This is a genomic window from Pantoea sp. S18 (genome assembly GCF_045689705.1).
GTDB lineage: Bacteria > Pseudomonadota > Gammaproteobacteria > Enterobacterales > Enterobacteriaceae > Pantoea > Pantoea symbiotica.
In genome coordinates this window covers 2,020,853-2,037,539 of record NZ_CP142688.1, presented here as the reverse complement: position 1 = coordinate 2,037,539, position 16,687 = coordinate 2,020,853, and the positions used below count along the sequence as shown (strand labels likewise).

At 58.4% G+C, this 16,687-nt stretch carries 15 protein-coding genes; 7 read left to right on the top strand and 8 right to left on the bottom strand.

Annotation, left to right across the window (positions count from 1 at the left end):
• Positions 1-11: 11 nt before the first annotated feature.
• Together VIJ98_RS09465 and VIJ98_RS09460 are read right to left on the bottom strand one after the other, a co-directional pair.
• Positions 12-1,112, bottom strand: a complete 1,101-nt coding sequence (locus VIJ98_RS09465) for an ABC transporter ATP-binding protein (protein WP_323273625.1) — start codon at positions 1,110-1,112, stop codon at positions 12-14.
• 131 nt (positions 1,113-1,243) lie between these two features.
• Positions 1,244-1,906 carry a GntR family transcriptional regulator gene (locus VIJ98_RS09460; RefSeq protein WP_323273623.1) on the bottom strand — a complete coding sequence of 221 codons (663 nt, stop codon included), beginning with the start codon at positions 1,904-1,906 and terminating at the stop codon, positions 1,244-1,246.
• A gap of 168 nt (positions 1,907-2,074) precedes the next feature.
• Between VIJ98_RS09460 and VIJ98_RS09455 the strand changes: the two genes are divergently transcribed.
• The 7 genes from VIJ98_RS09455 to VIJ98_RS09425 are packed head-to-tail and all read left to right on the top strand — an operon-like array spanning position 2,075 to position 9,527.
• Positions 2,075-3,565 (top strand): ABC transporter substrate-binding protein, encoded by a 1,491-nt coding sequence (locus VIJ98_RS09455; protein WP_256696439.1) that lies wholly within the window; start codon positions 2,075-2,077, stop codon positions 3,563-3,565.
• Positions 3,562-4,422, top strand: a complete 861-nt coding sequence (locus VIJ98_RS09450) for an ABC transporter permease (protein ID WP_323273620.1) — start codon at positions 3,562-3,564, stop codon at positions 4,420-4,422. The genes VIJ98_RS09455 and VIJ98_RS09450 overlap by 4 nt, the downstream gene beginning before the upstream one ends.
• Position 4,423: 1 nt before the next feature.
• Positions 4,424-5,338, top strand: coding sequence for an ABC transporter permease (locus VIJ98_RS09445; protein ID WP_008104058.1), 915 nt, complete (start codon positions 4,424-4,426; stop codon positions 5,336-5,338).
• Positions 5,335-6,738 (top strand): M20/M25/M40 family metallo-hydrolase, encoded by a 1,404-nt coding sequence (locus VIJ98_RS09440; protein WP_323273619.1) that lies wholly within the window; start codon positions 5,335-5,337, stop codon positions 6,736-6,738. The genes VIJ98_RS09445 and VIJ98_RS09440 overlap by 4 nt, the downstream gene beginning before the upstream one ends.
• Entirely contained in the window at positions 6,738-7,736 is a 999-nt protein-coding gene (locus VIJ98_RS09435; protein WP_323273618.1) for a D-cysteine desulfhydrase family protein, read from the top strand. The genes VIJ98_RS09440 and VIJ98_RS09435 overlap by 1 nt, the downstream gene beginning before the upstream one ends.
• The gene (locus VIJ98_RS09430; RefSeq protein ID WP_323273617.1) at positions 7,736-8,719 is read left to right on the top strand and encodes an ornithine cyclodeaminase; all 984 of its coding nucleotides are present in this window, start codon (positions 7,736-7,738) and stop codon (positions 8,717-8,719) included. Before VIJ98_RS09435 ends, VIJ98_RS09430 begins: the two co-directional genes overlap by 1 nt.
• A complete protein-coding gene (locus tag VIJ98_RS09425) occupies positions 8,709-9,527 on the top strand; it encodes a rhodanese-like domain-containing protein (RefSeq protein WP_323273616.1) in 819 nt (272 codons plus the stop codon). The genes VIJ98_RS09430 and VIJ98_RS09425 overlap by 11 nt, the downstream gene beginning before the upstream one ends.
• On the opposite strand, the gene VIJ98_RS09420 is transcribed toward VIJ98_RS09425, so the two are convergent.
• From VIJ98_RS09420 to VIJ98_RS09395, 6 genes are all read right to left on the bottom strand, one after another.
• The gene (locus VIJ98_RS09420; protein WP_323273615.1) at positions 9,513-11,120 is read right to left on the bottom strand and encodes an ABC transporter ATP-binding protein; all 1,608 of its coding nucleotides are present in this window, start codon (positions 11,118-11,120) and stop codon (positions 9,513-9,515) included. The two genes, VIJ98_RS09425 and VIJ98_RS09420, sit on opposite strands and share 15 nt — an antisense overlap.
• Positions 11,121-11,362: 242 nt before the next feature.
• Positions 11,363-12,337, bottom strand: coding sequence for a sugar-binding transcriptional regulator (locus tag VIJ98_RS09415; RefSeq protein WP_323273613.1), 975 nt, complete (start codon positions 12,335-12,337; stop codon positions 11,363-11,365).
• Positions 12,338-12,493: 156 nt separating this feature from the next.
• Positions 12,494-13,351, bottom strand: a complete 858-nt coding sequence (locus tag VIJ98_RS09410) for a phosphogluconate dehydrogenase C-terminal domain-containing protein (protein ID WP_008104041.1) — start codon at positions 13,349-13,351, stop codon at positions 12,494-12,496.
• A gap of 4 nt (positions 13,352-13,355) precedes the next feature.
• A complete protein-coding gene (locus VIJ98_RS09405) occupies positions 13,356-14,165 on the bottom strand; it encodes a sugar phosphate isomerase/epimerase (protein ID WP_154156074.1) in 810 nt (269 codons plus the stop codon).
• The gene (locus VIJ98_RS09400) at positions 14,162-14,938 is read right to left on the bottom strand and encodes a triose-phosphate isomerase (protein WP_154156072.1); all 777 of its coding nucleotides are present in this window, start codon (positions 14,936-14,938) and stop codon (positions 14,162-14,164) included. The genes VIJ98_RS09405 and VIJ98_RS09400 overlap by 4 nt, the downstream gene beginning before the upstream one ends.
• 3 nt (positions 14,939-14,941) lie before the next feature.
• Positions 14,942-16,687: a dihydroxyacetone kinase family protein gene (locus VIJ98_RS09395; RefSeq protein ID WP_323273609.1), complete on the bottom strand. Its 1,746-nt coding sequence runs from the start codon at positions 16,685-16,687 to the stop codon at positions 14,942-14,944.

Sequence of the window (16,687 nt, the reverse complement as noted above, 5' to 3'; positions counted from 1 at the left end):
AATGACAACGGTTAAACGGCGTATTTTTTCTGTGAAGCAAACATCTGTTGTTCGGCTGGCGCACAGCGCTTACCGCTCTCCTGATGGAACAGATATTGCCGCGCGGCGGACCACTGCAATCCCACTTCGCTGCCATCGATAAAGCGCTGCATGCCCGGCACTTTGACCGTCAGCGGCTCTCTGATACCGGCAAGCTGGCACACCAGCAAGGTATCAGAGCCCATATATTCGGAACTGATCACCCGCGCGGTCAACGCTGCCTGTTCTGCGGCGATCAGCTGGATATCTTCGGCACGCAATCCAAGACTGAGCGCTGCTTCGTGGTATTCCACAACGGGCGCGGTGAGGTGCAACAGGGTGTGATGTGCGCCGTTGCGCTGCAGCGGCAGGATATTCATCGGCGGTGCGCCAATGAACTGCGCGGCAAAGACGCTGGCGGGATTGTTATAGAGAACGTCTGGCGTGCCGTGCTGTTCGATGTGGCCGTCGTTGAGCAGAATAATGCTGTCGGCCATGCTCATCGCTTCGGTCTGATCATGCGTGACATACAGCATGGTCAGGCCAAGCTTCTTCTGCAGCGCGCGGATTTCACGGCGCATGCTCTGACGCAGCTTGGCATCGAGGTTCGACAGCGGTTCATCCATCAGGCAAAGCGTATTATTGGCGATTACCGCACGGCCCAGCGCCACGCGCTGCTGCTGTCCGCCGGAGAGCTGCGACGGCAAACGATCCAGCAGCTTATCCAGCTCCATCAGCTTACTGACGTTATCGAGGCGTGCAGCAAACGACTGTTTCTCCTCACCGCGCGCTTTCAAACCAAACAGCAGGTTTTCTCGCACGTTAAGGTGGGGAAACAGCGCGTAGGACTGAAACACCATCGACAGCTTGCGTTGCGACGGCGGCAAATGGGTGATATCAGCGTGTTTAAAGTGGATCGACCCGCGATCGGCCGTTTCCAGGCCGGCAATGGTGCGTAGCAGTGTCGATTTACCACAGCCCGATGGACCGAGCAGCGCGACAAACGAGCCTTCTGCCGCGTCAAAGCTGATGTCGTCCAGGGCGATTTTCTCGCCCCAGGCTTTAGTGATGTGATGAAGCGAAAGGTGGCTCATGCATCCGCAATCCAGAAATCAGAATGGCGGTAAGCTAGCGGAAGGAAATGAAGGATTTATGTCACTGCGGTGACCGCGCGGTTAAAGTGGCTCCCGTAGGGTCGTCATTTATGACGACCTTCTAAAATGAATCACTGATCAAAATAATGCTGCTTCAAAATCGCCGCCCCATCATCAATCGCTTTCAGCAAAATCTTCTCACTGGTAACGCCATCACCCGCCTGCAACGCTTCCAGCAGATGATCATAATTATGATGCCCATTCACCACCTCGGCCGGCTGCGGATAGAGATAGTTGAAGCACGGACCAATCTGCACCCAAAGCTGTTCAATCAGCGCTTCAAGCGTAGGCATTTGCGCATAGCCATACAGCGTAAAACGAAAGGCGCGATTGGCTTCGAGCGCCAATGCTGCATCGCCGCTTAACTTGGCCTGCATAAAGCTGACGCAGAGTTTTTTCAGTTCAGAAAGTTGTTTTTTCCCCACAAAGGGCGTCGCCGTCCTCACGGCTAAACCTTCAAGCTGCTTACGAATTAGCGTGATTTCCTCGAAGCGCTGCAATGACATTTCCGGCACCAAAAAGGCGGCGGCGGGCGTGGCATCCAGCGCGCCGGCAGAAACCAGACGCAATAAGGCTTCACGCACCGGCGTGATGCTGGTACCCAACTGAGCCGCCAGATCGCGCGTCACCAGCCGTGCGCCAGGTTTTAGCTTGCCGACAATCAGCGCGCTGCGCAGTGACGATTCCACCTGCGCGGTCAAACTCATGCGCTGCGCTTTATCCATTTCGATCATTTTTTGTGAGCCCTTTACCGAAATCCGCAAATGGTAAGTTATTTTTAATGTTTTATTGCCAACCGGCCAGATTATAGGATATATCATGTATTACAAATAAGCACAGTCTTGATTCTGGCCGCAGCCACTCTTTTCACTACCTTGCCCTGGCAATTTTTGGAAAACGTTATGAGACTACCTGCAGTGAAGTTTGTCACTACCGCGTTGCTATTTGCTCTGATGCCTGCTGTACAGGCGGCAGAACTGACCATTGGCCAACCCACGTCTGCCACGGCGATGGATCCCGGCTTCCTTAAAGAATCTGCCACGCTGGTAGATAACATCTTCGATACCTTAGTGCGCCGGGCCGATGACATGTCATTGCAGCCGGGCTTAGCCACTGAGTGGAAAGCGATTAACGAAACCACCTGGCAATTTACCCTGCGCCAGGGCGTGAAATTTACCGATGGCGAGCCGGTGAACGCCGAAGCGGTAAAATTCTCCATCGATCGTATTTTAGACCCCGCCAATCACGCGCCGACGATTTCCTATATCCGCACCATCAAATCGGTGGAGGTGATCAACGATTATCAGGTGCAGATCCACACCAACGGCCCGGATCCTCTGCTGCCGACGCGCATGAGCCGCTATCCGGCTTACATTGTGCCACCAGCATACGTGAAGAAAGTCGGTGCCAGCGAGTTTGCGCGCAAGCCAGTGGGCAGCGGTGCTTACAAGCTGGATAGCTTTATCCCGGACGAAAAAGTGGTGATGGTCGCCAATGAAACTTACTGGCGCGGCAAACCGGCGATTGATCGCGTTACCTGGCGTCCAATTCCCGAAGCCACCGCACGCCTTACCGCGCTGCTGACCGGCGAAGTGCAGCTGATTGAAAGCGTGCCCGCCGATTTAGTCCCCGCGTTGAAAAATCGCCCCAATGTCGAGCTGGAACAGGTGAAAGGCGGCGGGTTGACGATTTACCTCGGCCTTAAAGATGATGAGAAACCGCTGAGTGATGTGCGCGTCCGTCAGGCGCTTTCGCTGGCGTTGAACCGTCAGGCGTATACCCAACAGCTGCTGCACGGTTTCGGCACACCAACCGGCACCATGGCCGGAGCCAATGACTTTGGTTATCTGGCGGTTCCGGCTACCGCGCAAGATGTGGCGAAAGCCAAATCGCTGCTGGCTGAAGCCGGTTACGCTAACGGTTTTACCCTGCGCTTCCAGGCGCCGCGCCGCTATATTGCCAGCGCCGATGTGGCACAAGCCATCGTGCAGGATTTAGCCGCAATTGGCGTAAAAGCCGAGCTGGAAGTGCCGGAATGGTCGGTTTATACCCAGCAGGTTGCGTCACAGAAACAGGCTCCGATGTATATGCTGGCGTGGGGTTCAACCCAAACGCTGGATGCCGATGCCGCGCTGTTCCCGATTCTGCGCAGCGGCGAGCCCTATTCCACCGTGCATGATGCGGAGCTGGATAAGCTGCTCGACCAAAGCCGTCAGATTGTTGATCCCGCTGCGCGCAAAAAAGTGTTAGAGCAGATTCAGCAACGCGTCGCTGAACAACAGCCGCTGCTGCCGCTGTATCGTGAAGACACCTTGTATGCGCATAGCACCTCGCTCAACTTCAAAGGCCGCGTCGATGCCCGCATCCCGCTGTTTGATTTGAGGCTGAAATGATTTCACCGGGCAACGTGCTGCAGCGCCGTCCGCGCCGCCTGATTTACGGCGATGCGGTGATCGGCAGCGTATTGCTGATCGTGGTGATTGCAGCGGCGCTGCTCTCTCCGTGGCTGCCGTTGCCCGATGCCTTAAGTAACAACCTTAATGAGATGTTCCTGCCGCCGGGTTCGCCCGGCGCGCAAGCCACGCATTGGCTCGGCACCGACCAACTGGGCCGCGATCTGCTGGCACGTATTCTTTCCGGCACGCGCTTGTCGCTGCTGGTGGTATTGGTCGCGGCGGCGATTGGCGCGGTGATTGGCGTCGCGCTCGGCATGATTGCCGGTTACGCCAGCGGTTGGGTTGATGCGCTGATCATGCGCCTGATCGACATCCAGCTGGCAGTGCCGTTTATTCTGTTGATTCTGCTGGTGATTGCGCTGATGGGCGCCTCACTCACCAACATTATTGTGATTATGGGCTGCACCAGCTGGGCGATTTATGCCCGCGTGGCGCGCGCCAAAACCTTAGAAATTCGTGAACTGGAATATATTCAGGCGGTGCGCGCCATGGGCTTTTCGCCGCTGCGCGTGCTGCTGCGGCATATCCTGCCCAATCTGCTGACGCCACTGGTGGTGCTGCTGACGCTGGATATCCCACGCTTGATCGTGCTCGAAGCCTCAGTCGGATTTCTTGGCATGGGCATTCAGCCGCCCACGCCGACGCTGGGCAACTTAATTGGCGAAGGCCGCTCTTACATGCTGCTGTCGCAATGGCTGGTGCTCTATCCCGGTTTAGTGATTGCGGCGCTGGTAATTGGCTGCAACCTGCTCGGCGATGCGCTGCTACGTCGCACGCACACAAGGCTGGATTAAGATGCTGAACATTCTGCTCAATCGCCTTGGCCAGTCGGTATTAGTGCTGCTTGGCGTGTCGCTGCTGATTTTCTTTAGCCTGCACATGACGGGCGATCCGGCGGCGCTGATGATGCCGCCCGGCTCCAGCCAGCAGGAGATCGATACTTTCCGTCACAGCATGGGCTTTGATCGTCCGCTGCTGTGGCAATACAGCCACTATCTTGGCGGCGTGCTGCACGGCGATTTTGGTGAATCATTGCGCTACAGCCAGCCGGTATTGGCACTGATTGCTGAGCGCTTGCCCGCAACGGCGCTGCTGGCGGTGAGTGCGCTGGCGTGGAGTTCGCTGCTCGGTCTGCTGCTGGGCATTATCAGCGCCCTGCGACCGCACAGCATTTGGGATTTGCTGTGCCGCCTGCTGGCCTTCTCTGGTCAGGCGATTCCGGTGTTCTGGCTGGGGCTGCTGCTGATTTTGCTGTTTAGCCTGAAGTTACAGTGGCTGCCTTCCAGCGGTTACGGCACTTTCGCCGCGCTGGTGATGCCCGCACTCAGCCTTGGTGCGTTTTACATGAGCGCCGTAGCACGCCTGACGCGCGCCAGCCTGCTGGATGTGCTGCAACAGGATTATATCCGCACCGCGCGCGCCAAAGGGCTCAGCGCCTGGCGCATTGTGGTACGCCATGGTTTGCGTAACGCGCTGATTCCGGTGATCACCGTGCAAGGCATGTATTTCGCCTCGCTGCTCGGCGGCGCACTGGTAACAGAGATTATTTTTGCCTGGCCGGGCATTGGTCGTCTGGCGATTCAGGCGATTCAAAACCGCGACTTCCCGCTGGTGCAAGCGATTGTGTTGCTCGCTGCGGTGGTGTTTGTGGCGATCAATTTGCTGATCGACCTGCTCTATCTGGTGCTGAACCCGAGGATTCGTTTATGAGTCGCCTTGATGCCACGCTTGAACTGCTGAGTGAACTGACGCGCTGGCCGAGCGTGGCCGGCCAGTTATCCTCGCAGCGCGGGTTGGCCGCCTGGCTGGAACAGTGGATGGTGGAGCAACTCGACGCCAGCGTGATTTATCCGGTGGCGGCGCAAACCGACAATTCTCCGCCGCTGGTGCATGTGCGCATTGATAACGGCAGCGCCAAAACCGTGGTGCTGTACAACATGTATGACGTGATGCCTGCGGATGATGCCGGTTGGGATGTGCCGCCGTTTGTTGGTGGCGTGTGCCACTGGGACGATCCTGGCGCGGTCTTTGTCGGACGCGGCGCAGAGAACAACAAAGGCCCGGTCGCCGCCCTGCTGATCCTGCTGCGCGAACTGCAGCAGAGCCAGCAGCTCGATTTCAATATTGAAATCCTGCTCGAAGGTGAAGAGGAAATCGGCAGCGGCACACTGCGACGTTATCTGGCGCAGCAGCCTTGCCCGATTGCGCCCGCTGAAGCGGTGCTGTTCCCATCACTGTGCGAATACGGCGGCGGCGCACCGCGCGTTTACCTCGGCTTTACCGGACTGGCCAGCGGACGCCTGAGCGTCAGCGGCGGCGCATGGGGCGGACCTTCCTCCGCGATTCATGCCAGCAATGCCGGTTGGATCGCCAATCCGGCATGGCGCTTAGTGCAGGCTCTGAATGCCATCGCACCGGCCGCACACAGCGGCGTGCTGGCCTGTAACGCCACGGACGATGAGGCGAACCAGTTATTGGCGACCTTAGCCGCCGAATTCAGCATCGATGACGAACTGCAGTTCCGTCGCAGCCAGCGCCTGATGATTGAAGGCGACACGCTGAGCTGCCTGCAAACGCTGCTCGGCAGCGCGGTCTTGACGCTGGCCGAACTACACAGCGATCCGCCGGGCGGACGCGGCGTCATCCCGTTCCGTGCCAGCGCGGAACTAGCTTTTCGCATTCCGCCGGGTTTCGATCAGGACGCGATGATTGAAGCCGCGCAGCAGCGCCTGGCGCAACCCGATTTAGCCAGCAGCGAACTGCAACTGTTCGATCGTTATCCCGGCGTGCGCTTTAGCCGCAGCGCCAGCGGCGTCGATGCCTTGATCGCCAGCTATCAAACGCTGGGCGCGGTACCGCAAATCTGGCCGTGGGCACCGGGCTGTGCGCCCGCTTACGCTTTCGCGGCCGTCGCACCCGCCTTTTTGATTGGTGGATTAGGCCACGGCGGCAACGCCCACGCCGTCAATGAGTTTGTCACGCTGGCGGGACTCGAACGCTTCCAGCAATCCATGAGCTTATGGCTCAACGCATTCAATGATTCGGCCATTGGCCGGGTCGCGCCACACCAGGGAAACACCGCAGTACATAAAAATATAGGTAACACATAATGAAATCAGTTGAAGAGTTTGAACGCGTTCCGCTCGGCTTCTTCCCCACGCCTCACGAGCCGCTGCCGCGGCTCAGTGAGGCACTTGGGATTACGCTGACGATCAAACGTGATGACTACAGTGGCTTCGGCGGCGGCGGCAACAAAGTACGCAAGCTGGAGTATCTGATGGCGGAGGCCTGCAAAACAGGCGTGAATGTGGTGATCACCACCGGCGGGCATCAGTCGAACCACGCCCGCATGGTGGCCGCCGCGGCACGCAAGTTTGGTATGCGTCCGGTGCTGGTGCTGCGGGGCAATCCGCCCGCAAGCTGGCAGGGTAATCTGCTGCTGGACAAGCTGTTCGGGGCCGAGGTGCAGTTCCTCGATCCCGACGGCTATTTCACGCAGATTGAAGGTGCGATGCAGGCGCATGCTGATGCGGCTGTCGCGCAAGGCGAAACCCCAATGATTATTCCGCTGGGTGGCGCAACGCCGCTCGGCGCATTGGGTTATGTGCGGGCCGTGGAAGAGATGTCGGCGCAGCTGGCACCCAGCCAGACGCCCGCGCCCGATTTCATCGTCGCGCCCACCGGTTCCGGCGGCACGCTGGCGGGATTGCATGTGGGTACGCGTCGCTATTGGCCCAATACCCGGGTGATTGGCGTGAGCGTCAGCGCCAAAGCCGACTGGTTCCAGCCACGCATTGCCGGCATGGCGCAGGATTGTGCCGATCTGCTGCAATGGCCGCAGCAGTGGCAGCCGGATGATATCTGGATTGAAGATGGTTATGTCGGTCAGGCGTACGGCGTGCCATCGGACGGCGGCATTGCCGCCATCTATCAACTCGCCCAGCTGGAAGGCGTGCTGCTGGATCCGGTTTACACCGGCAAAGCGATGCATGGCCTGTTCTCGTTGGTCGAGCAAGGGCGCATTCCGCAAGGATCCCGCGTCACCTTCGTGCATTGTGGCGGTTCTCCGGCGCTCTATCCCTTCGCCGATCGCCTGCTGGAGCAGTAATGGAAGCGTTATTGCGTGTACTGGATGAAGCCACCGTCGCGCAATTAGGCGGCGGCGATGTCGCTCTGGCGCTGGAAGACGTCAAAGCGGTGATTCGCCTGATGCGTCTCGGCGAGGCGCAAATGCCCGCTGAAAATCACATCGATCTCGGTACGCCGCTCGGTAAAGCTTATGCCTTACCAGCGCGCGTGGGCGGCAGCTACAACGCTGCGGGCGTAAAGTGGACGGCACATCGTCCACAGCGACCGGATGCGCTGCCCGCCGCCTTAGCCTTAACCCTGATTAACGATGCGCAAAGCGGTATTCCGCGTGGTTTGCTGGCCAGCGGTGCATTAACCGCGGCGCGCACCGCGGCGGTGAGCGCACTGGCGTTGCAGCTGGCCGCGCCGCGTCCGGTGAAACGCGTGCTGCTGCTTGGTGCCGGTTTGCATGCTCAGGCGCATCTGCGCATGTTGCAGCAGCTGTTTCCGCAGCTGGAACAGATTGGCGTGTGGAATCGCTCGCCTTTTAAACTCAATGCGTTGCGCGAAGTGCAGATCGAAACTGATTTGCAGCTCGCTCTGGCGCAGCCTTATGACGCGGTGCTGACCTGCACCAGCGCCGACCAGCCGATTATTGATGCCGCAGCGGTCCAGCCCGGCAGGATCATTGTGCAGATCGGCTATCACGAAGTCAGTTTCGCCGCCATCAAAGCCAGCAGCAAGGTGGTGGTTGATGCGTGGGGCGATTTTGCCCAGCGCAGCGCCAAAAGCCTGTTCCAGATGTTCCGCGCCGGAGAATTTGGTGAGCAGGATGTGGCGGCCGATCTCGCCGCGCTGCTGCTGGATAACTGGCGTCCACAGCCCGATGACAGCGTCTATTTCTCCTCGTTTGGCCTCAACGTGTTTGATATCGCCCTCGCCGCCCGCGTGTTACAGGCCGCCGAGCACGACGAACTTGGTTCGTTGCAGTCGCTGTTTTCAGGAGTTCTGCATGATCATTGATGTGCTTTCCCTGCATCAGCGCCAGGCAAAAGGCGAAACGTTTCTGCTGATCGACGTGCGCGAGTTCGCCGACTGGCAACGCGCCACCTTGCCCGGCGCGCAGCACTGTAACGTCTACGACTATTTTATTGAGGATTGCAGCGAGACAGGTTTAGCGGTGATGGCTGCAGAAGCAGCCACCGCGCTGCAACCGATGTTTACCGCCTATCCCAACGCCACGCCGGTGTTTTTCGAACAGCAGGTTGGCATGCGTTCGCCGCGTGGGGCCTGGTTTGCCTGGCTGCTGAAGCGGGATGATGCGCTGATTCTGGATGGCGGCGTGGAGGCGTGGATTGCAGCAGGCTATGAACTCAGTCCGGGATTGGGATTAAGCCGCACGGTGGCGCATCCACCCGCAGCAAACGCACCCGCGTGGAACCGCGAATTGGTGTGCAGCCGTGAACAGGTATTAGCAGCAGATGGAGTGAATGTGGTCAACGTGGATGCACGTCGCCCCAGCGAATTTGACGGCAGCTTTGCGCATGCCTGCTGCCAGCGCGCCGGACGCATTCCGCATTCTCAGCTGCTGTTTTGGGAGGATGTGGTTGCCAACGGCCATTTCTTAGCAGCGCAGCAGATTGCCGCACGCGCCGAGGCGGCAGGATTGAGTAAAGACGCGAAGCTGCAAGTTTATTGCCATCGCGGAGCCCGCGCCGCCACGGTGTTGGCGGCGTTGAAGCTGGCGGGCTATCCCCATGTTTCGGTGTATGTCGGTTCCTGGCACGAATGGGCTGAACATCACGAACTGCCGCTGTTACACGGCAGCTGATCGCAGCGCCAGCGCCTGCTGCACGTCCGGCGCGGCGGCGAGCAGTTGGCGGGTGTAATTGTCCTGCGGATGATTAATCACGCTGGCGGTCGCGCCGGACTCCACAATCCTGCCGTGATACATCACCACCACGCGATCGCACAACTGACGCACCGCGCTGAGATCGTGGCTGATAAACAGTACCGATAATCCCAGCTTGTGGCGTAAATCATTAAACAGCGCCAGAATCTGCCCGCGCACTGATAAATCCAGTGCCGCCACCGCTTCATCCGCCACCAGCAACTTCGGCTCCATCGCCAGCGCGCGCGCAATGGCAATTCGCTGACGCTGACCGCCGGAAAACGCGCCCGGCAGACGTCCGGCATGTTCGGCCTTCAATCCCACCAACGCCAGCAGCTCTTTAACCCGCTCATCCACCGCCGCGCCTTTGCGCAGTTGCCAGACGCGCAGCGGTTCGGCGATCTGCTCACCAACTGGAATTTTGGGATTCAAACTGGCGTAAGGGTCCTGAAAGATGATCTGAGCGTGACGACGTAACGTATTCAGTTGGCGCCCTTGCAGATGCTGCCCCTGAAAATGTACCTCGCCGCCATCCGCCGTAATCAGACCAATCGCCGCGCTGCCCAAGGTGGTTTTACCGGAGCCTGATTCACCAATCAGCCCAACTATCTCACCCTGCGCAATCGACAGATTGGCTGGATGCAAAACGGTTTGCCGTTTGGCAGGCCACAGCGGCATGCGGCGCGGCAGCGGATAGCTTTTACTGATGTCACGCAGCACCAGCAGGGGCGGCTGTTCAACCGGCGCAATTGCCTCAGGAATTTGCGTAGCTGAAGCGGCAATCAATTTGCGTGTGTAAGGATGCGTTGGCGCGCCGAGCGTGCTCAGCACCGCGCCCTGTTCAACCAGCCGCCCTTGCTGCATCACGCAGACGCGATCGGCGTAGCGCGCCACCACCGAGAGATCGTGGGTGATCAACAAGATCCCCATGCCCATCTCTTGCTGCAGTTCCTGTAGTAGCGCCAGAATCTGTGCCTGAATGGTGACGTCCAGCGCGGTGGTCGGCTCATCGGCAATCAATAATTCCGGCTGACCGCTAATGGCGCTGGCGATCATCACACGTTGCCGCATGCCGCCTGACAGCTGATGAATATATTGCCGTGCGCGCTGCGCCGGATTGACGATGCCAACGCGATCCAGCAGCGCTATCGCTTCCTGCTGCGCCTGTTTCCAGCTGAACTGTCGATGCCGCACCAGCACTTCGGCAATCTGCTCACCAATACGCAGCGTGGGATTCATGCTGGTCATCGGCTCCTGAAACACCGTGGCGATGCGGCAGCCGCGTAATTGCTGGGTCTTACGCGCATCCAGCGGTTCGCCATTAAACACCACGCGGCCACCACTCTGCTGCACGCCCGGCGGCAGCAAGCTCATCAGCGCCAGCGACGTTAAGGTTTTACCCGAGCCCGACTCGCCGACTAACGCCAGGATTTCCTTGCGATCGAGATCAAAAGAGACATTATCCACCAGCAAGCGCTGATCGTGAGTGTGCAGCGAGAGGTTTTCAACCGAGAGCAAGCGCGCGTTAGTCATCTGGCAGGGATTCTCAACAAGGAAAAATACAGGATATATCCTGAACATAGCACGAACAAGACCGTTAGGTTATGGCACTGCGCGTTGCGGAATAAGGCTGTTCATTGAGTTTAAAATATTCCGTATTAACGGCGATGATTGCCGTTGAATCGTAAAACGGTAAACTTTTTCGCGGAATGCTCGTTAGTTAAGCGTCTTTCGGTCACCATAAATGGCGACCCTACAAAGTGTTGGCCGTTTAACTAAACCTTTTCCTGCGACAAACTCAAAATGGTGCGGATATTCTGCGCGGTGGTAGCAATGATATCGATCGCGCCAGTGCGCAGTGCACCGAGGATCGCCATCGCTTTGGTATTTTCTGCGGCAATGGCGATCACACAGGGAATTTTGCGCAGCTCATCAATGCTCAGCCCAATCACGCGATCGTTCATCACGGTATCTACATGTTGGCCTTGTGAATTAAAGAAATCATAGCCGGCGACATCGCCCGTCACGCCCTGATTAACGCTGGCGTCGATGATTTCGTGCGGCGTGAACCAGCCGAGTTTCACCATATAGCTGTTTTCATTCATGTCACCAATACCCACCAGCGCCACATCCGCTTTGCGCGCGCGGTCCAGCGTCTCTTTGATGGTGCCGTTTTGCATAAAAGCATCGCGCAGCGCGCGGTTCTCAACATAGGCAGGCGCGTACAGCGTTTCGCTGATGCCACCAAACTTCTTCGCCAGACGACGGCTGATATGGTCAGCGTTAATGGCATCGCCTGGACGATGCGTGCCGCCAATGCCGCTAATGAACAGGCAGTTACGCGTCGGTACCTGGCCGGGATAATCGGCGACAGCGGCAACGTTGCGCCCTTGCCCAACGGCGACAATGGCGTCGTCTTTCAGCGACTGCGCTAAATGTGACGACACCAGCGCGGCAACCTGACGTCGCTGCTCTTCCTGATCGGGCTGATCGAGCGCTATTAGCGCACGTTGCAGTTGTGGGAAGCGATTTTGCAGCTGTTGTTCGAGGCGGGTACTGAAGACGGGATGGTAACGCACGTTGATTTCGACGATGCCTTCTTCGCGCGCGCGTTTGAGCAGTCGACCGACTTTAATGCGGGAAATACCAAACTTACGCGCAATCTCCTCCTGGGTGATTTCGTCCTGATAATAGGCGACAGCTATTTCCGTCAGCAGCTCGGAGTCCTGAAAAAGCGTGTTTTTTTCCATCCGTAACCTGTCTTTTGTTGGAATCGTGCGCCCGGGCGCAAGCGGATCGTTGTAGGGTCGCCATTTATGGCGACCAGGGATTTTGGGAAGGAGTTATATCATTGATACGACTCGCTTCGCCAGACAACAGCGCCGCGAGTCGATCGAGCATCACGCTTAGCGCTTGATGGCGTCGATTTTCAGCATACGGGCAATCACGATATCCAGCTCTTTCTGATCGAAGATCTGTTTCCAGTCAGGTTTCACAATCTTCTCACGGCCGTACTCCATGGCGATCATGCAGGCATCCGAGAACGGATTGGTGGCGCGGAACGCCACGGCCAGCGCGATCTGAATGTGGCCGTATAACATCGCTTTGGCTGCCTCTTCCGGCACGCCGCTGTGTTTCACAGTTTCATCCAGCGCTTCTTTCATAAACGCGCCGACCATGCAGGCCACAGTTTCCACCAGCGTGGGTTCCAGATACGCCAGTTGCGTCACGGTGACCCAATGTACTTGCTCCACCGGGCCGTACATCACGCTGATCACCTTACTCAGCTCGGCTTTCTGCTCATCAGATCCGGTTTCATACGAAGCCGCTACGTGCTGAACCGCCGCGATCCCGCCGAAAGCATCGGCATGTTCTTCTTTGGTATAACGCTCAAGGAATACCGAGGGATGGCAAGGATGCGCCACCGCGTATTCAATGCCATCGCGATGGGCGATCAGATTAGCGTAGGCCGCTGCGGGGTCCAGCGTCAGCAGAATCGCGCCCGCTTTCATCTGTGGCACCACGCCTTCAGAGACTTTGCCCAGCACGATATCCGGCACAGCCAGAATCACCACGTCGCTCAATGGCACCACGGAGGCCGCATCAGAGAGTTCACGCCCCTGCGCGCTTACCTGCTCTTGCGCCTTCGGTGAGTTCTCACAGTAAAACACCTGGTAATCGCTTTTCTGGAAGTTGGCAGAAATACGCATACCCATTTTGCCGCCCGCGCCAATCACGGTGATGGTTTTCAGTTGCACGCTCATGTTGTTACTCCTGATCTTGTTTACTACGTAAGAATTCAACGGTGCGGCGAGTCCATTCGGCTTCTCGCTCGCAGGTCAGCGCGGCATCGTCCTGCCACGGCAACCAATGTTCGACGATTTGGTTAATGCCTTTATCCGCCGGGCGCACGCTAGCGATCATCCGGTCGTAATCCAGCAAGCCTTCGCCCATCGGGCAACCGGCAAAGGTAAAGCCGACCCAGCCATCTCGACGCGTGAAAGCAAAGTCTTTGATGTGCAGATTGCCGACGCGCGCGGCGGTGTTGGCAATCACCTGCTCTGGCAATTCGAGTCCGGCGACACAGTTGGCGGGATCGAGACACACACCGAGCCACGGCGACAGGAACTTGTTGATCACCGACATCATCGCGCCGCTGTTCACCTGCTCGTATGTCTCCAGACAGAGGCGCACCTGCTGGCGGGCAAAATCCGGCAACACCGCGCCAATCAACGCGGCAGCTTCGTCGAGCGAAGGACGGTGATCGGCGGTGTAGAACATCGAACGTATTACGCGCGCATCGAGGATCTCCGCCATATGCAGATAACGACGCAGATGCTCGGTGCCAAGGCCGCGCGTGCCGAGTTCCAGCGTGATACCGAGCGCATCGGCCTGCTTACGTAGCGCCAGCAGTTGTGCGTCAGACCAGCTTTCAATCGCCGGGTAATCGCAGATTTGAAACACCGACACATCGAGATCGGCGGTCTGTTGCAGCATCTGCTCCAGCGTCAGCGGGTTTGCTACTTTCGACGACATGCGCCAGAAAAAGGCGTAGGTACTGAGTCCGATACGGCTCATGAATCGAGCTCCTGAGCCAGCTCACTGGCTTCATCAATTATTTGTGCCAACGCGTTGGGATCGTGGGCAAAGCGCCCCAGGAACAGGCCATTTACGTCCGCGCCAAGGCGCTGAATCAGTCCCGGACCCGCGCTGCCGCCGTAGATGATTTTCAGCGTGATGCCGGACGGCGTGGCGAGCTGCTGCAACCCGGCGCACACTGCGCGGATGTAGCTGTCTGGTGCCGGTTGCGGCGCACCAATCGCCCACTGCGGTTCATAGGCAAAGAACACTTCGCCCTTTAAGCCCTGCTGCGCCGACTCGACCAGCGCTTCGGCCAACTGCTGCTGGCACAGTGCGATCGCCTGCTGCGGTTCTGCCTGCACTTCTTCACCGATGCACAACACCGGCGTGATGCCGTGACGCAGCGACATTGCCACTTTGGCGGCAATTTGCACTTTATCTTCGTGGAAATGACGACGGCGCTCAGCGTGACCAATTTCGGCCAGCGAGCAGCCCAACTCCTGCAACATGCTGGCGCTGACTTCGCCAGTCCAGGCGCCGTTCTCCGCCTGGCAAACATCCTGGCCGCCGAAGCGCACTGGTGTGTTAGCGAAGATCTCTGCAACCGCCGGAATCGCCGGATAAGCCGGTAACACAAACAAGCCCACTTCGCCGTTTTTCACCGCAGCATGATTGGCTAATGCCGCCACATCGCGACACCATTGCAAAGTTTGCTGATAACCGAAGTACATTTTCAAACTGACGCCGAGCCAGATTTTTGGCTGAGACATGCTTCAAGCTCCTTGTTCAGAGGCACTGTGTTCTTTTAGCAGATCGCCGACGGTATTGACGATCAATGCCAGCGAAATCGCTCCGGCATCCGGCGTGCCAACACTTTTTTCTGCCAGCGGACGCGCGCGCCCCATTTTTGGTACCAGCTGCGCAGTGTCCTGCGCGGCTTTATCGGCCACCTGCGCCGCCTTCAGCCAGGCGTCGGTTAACGACTCGCCAGCGGTAACCGCTTCGTTCAGGCTGTCGCTAAACGGCACCAGTACATCAACCATGGTTTTATCGCCGACGCGCGCTTTACCAAAGTGCATGATGCCTTCTTTCGCTTCACGTACGCCGGTGGCCACGCGCTGCGCATCTGGCGTCTGACGATCGCCAAGCGCGGTACCCAACGCGGTAAGCGCCACGCCCCACAATGCGCCCGACGTGCCACCGGCTTTATCGGCCCAGGCATCCGCCGCGCGGCACAGCAAGCTGCCCGCACCGGCACCACGCGCCGCAACTTCACGCGCCTTCTCAACCGCGCCCAGCACGCCGCGCTCCATGCCGATACCGTGATCGCCGTCGCCGGCCACCGCATCGATATCGCCAAGACGCTCAGCGTTACGCTGTAACATTTCTGCCACTGCTTCGAGCAGCTGCAGCACGCGTTTCGCGCTCTCTTGCGATTCGGCTGTAGCTGATGGCAAGGCTTCTTCCGTGCTTTCAACCAACTCTGAGGCGCTTAACGGCTCGGCCACCAATACGCTGCCTTTACGGTAAGCGGGCGTATTGGTCGGCGCACGCCACAAAGTTTCCAGCTGATCGTCCAGCCACATCAGCGTCAGTGACGCACCGGCCATATTGAAGCTGGTGACAAACTCACCGACGTCCGGCTCAACCACCTGCAGCTTAGCCGCCTCCAGCAGTTGCGCGACGCGGCGATAGACGACAAACAGCTCTTCATATTTCACCGAGCCCAGCCCATTGAGGATCACCGCCACGCGCTGACCTTCGGCCTGCGGGATATCGGCTGGCAGTTCATTGAGCAAGCGCTCCACGAAGATTTCGGCCAGCTCATCCGCGCTCGGCATATCTGTCTCTTTAATCCCCGGCTCGCCGTGAATTCCTAAGCCCAGCGCCATGCGCCCTTTTTCCACTTCAAACAGCGGATGCGAAGCACCTGGCAAGCTGCAACCGGAAAACGCCACGCCAAATGTACGCGTACGGTTATTCGCGTGCTGTGCCAGCTGCAGGACTTGTGATAAATCGTGACCCGCTTCAGCCGCGGCGCAGGCGGCTTTGAACACGCAGAGATCGCCTGCCACACCGCGACGCTTCTCCAGCTCATCTTTACCCGCGCTGGAGATATCGTCGGTCACCGCCAGCACTTCACAAGCAATTCCTTCCGCGCGCAGACGCTCGCAGGCCTGGCCGAAGTGCAGCACATCGCCAGCGTAGTTACCGAACATCAGCAATACGCCCGCGCCGTTATGGGCCGCACGCGCCACGTTGTAGATCTGCTGCGCCGACGGCGATGCAAATAAGTTGCCCATCGCCGCGCCGTGTGCCAGACCTTGTCCAACCAACCCGGCGAACGCCGGATAGTGACCGGACCCGCCGCCCACAATCACCGCCACCGTATTGGGCTGGCTGCGGGTGCTGCGCACCACGCCTCCGGCGACCTGACGGACTTTATCGGCGTTGGCGGCAACAAAGCCTTCGATAAGCTCAGCGGCAAAGGCTGAAGGTTGGTTAAACAGGTACGTCAT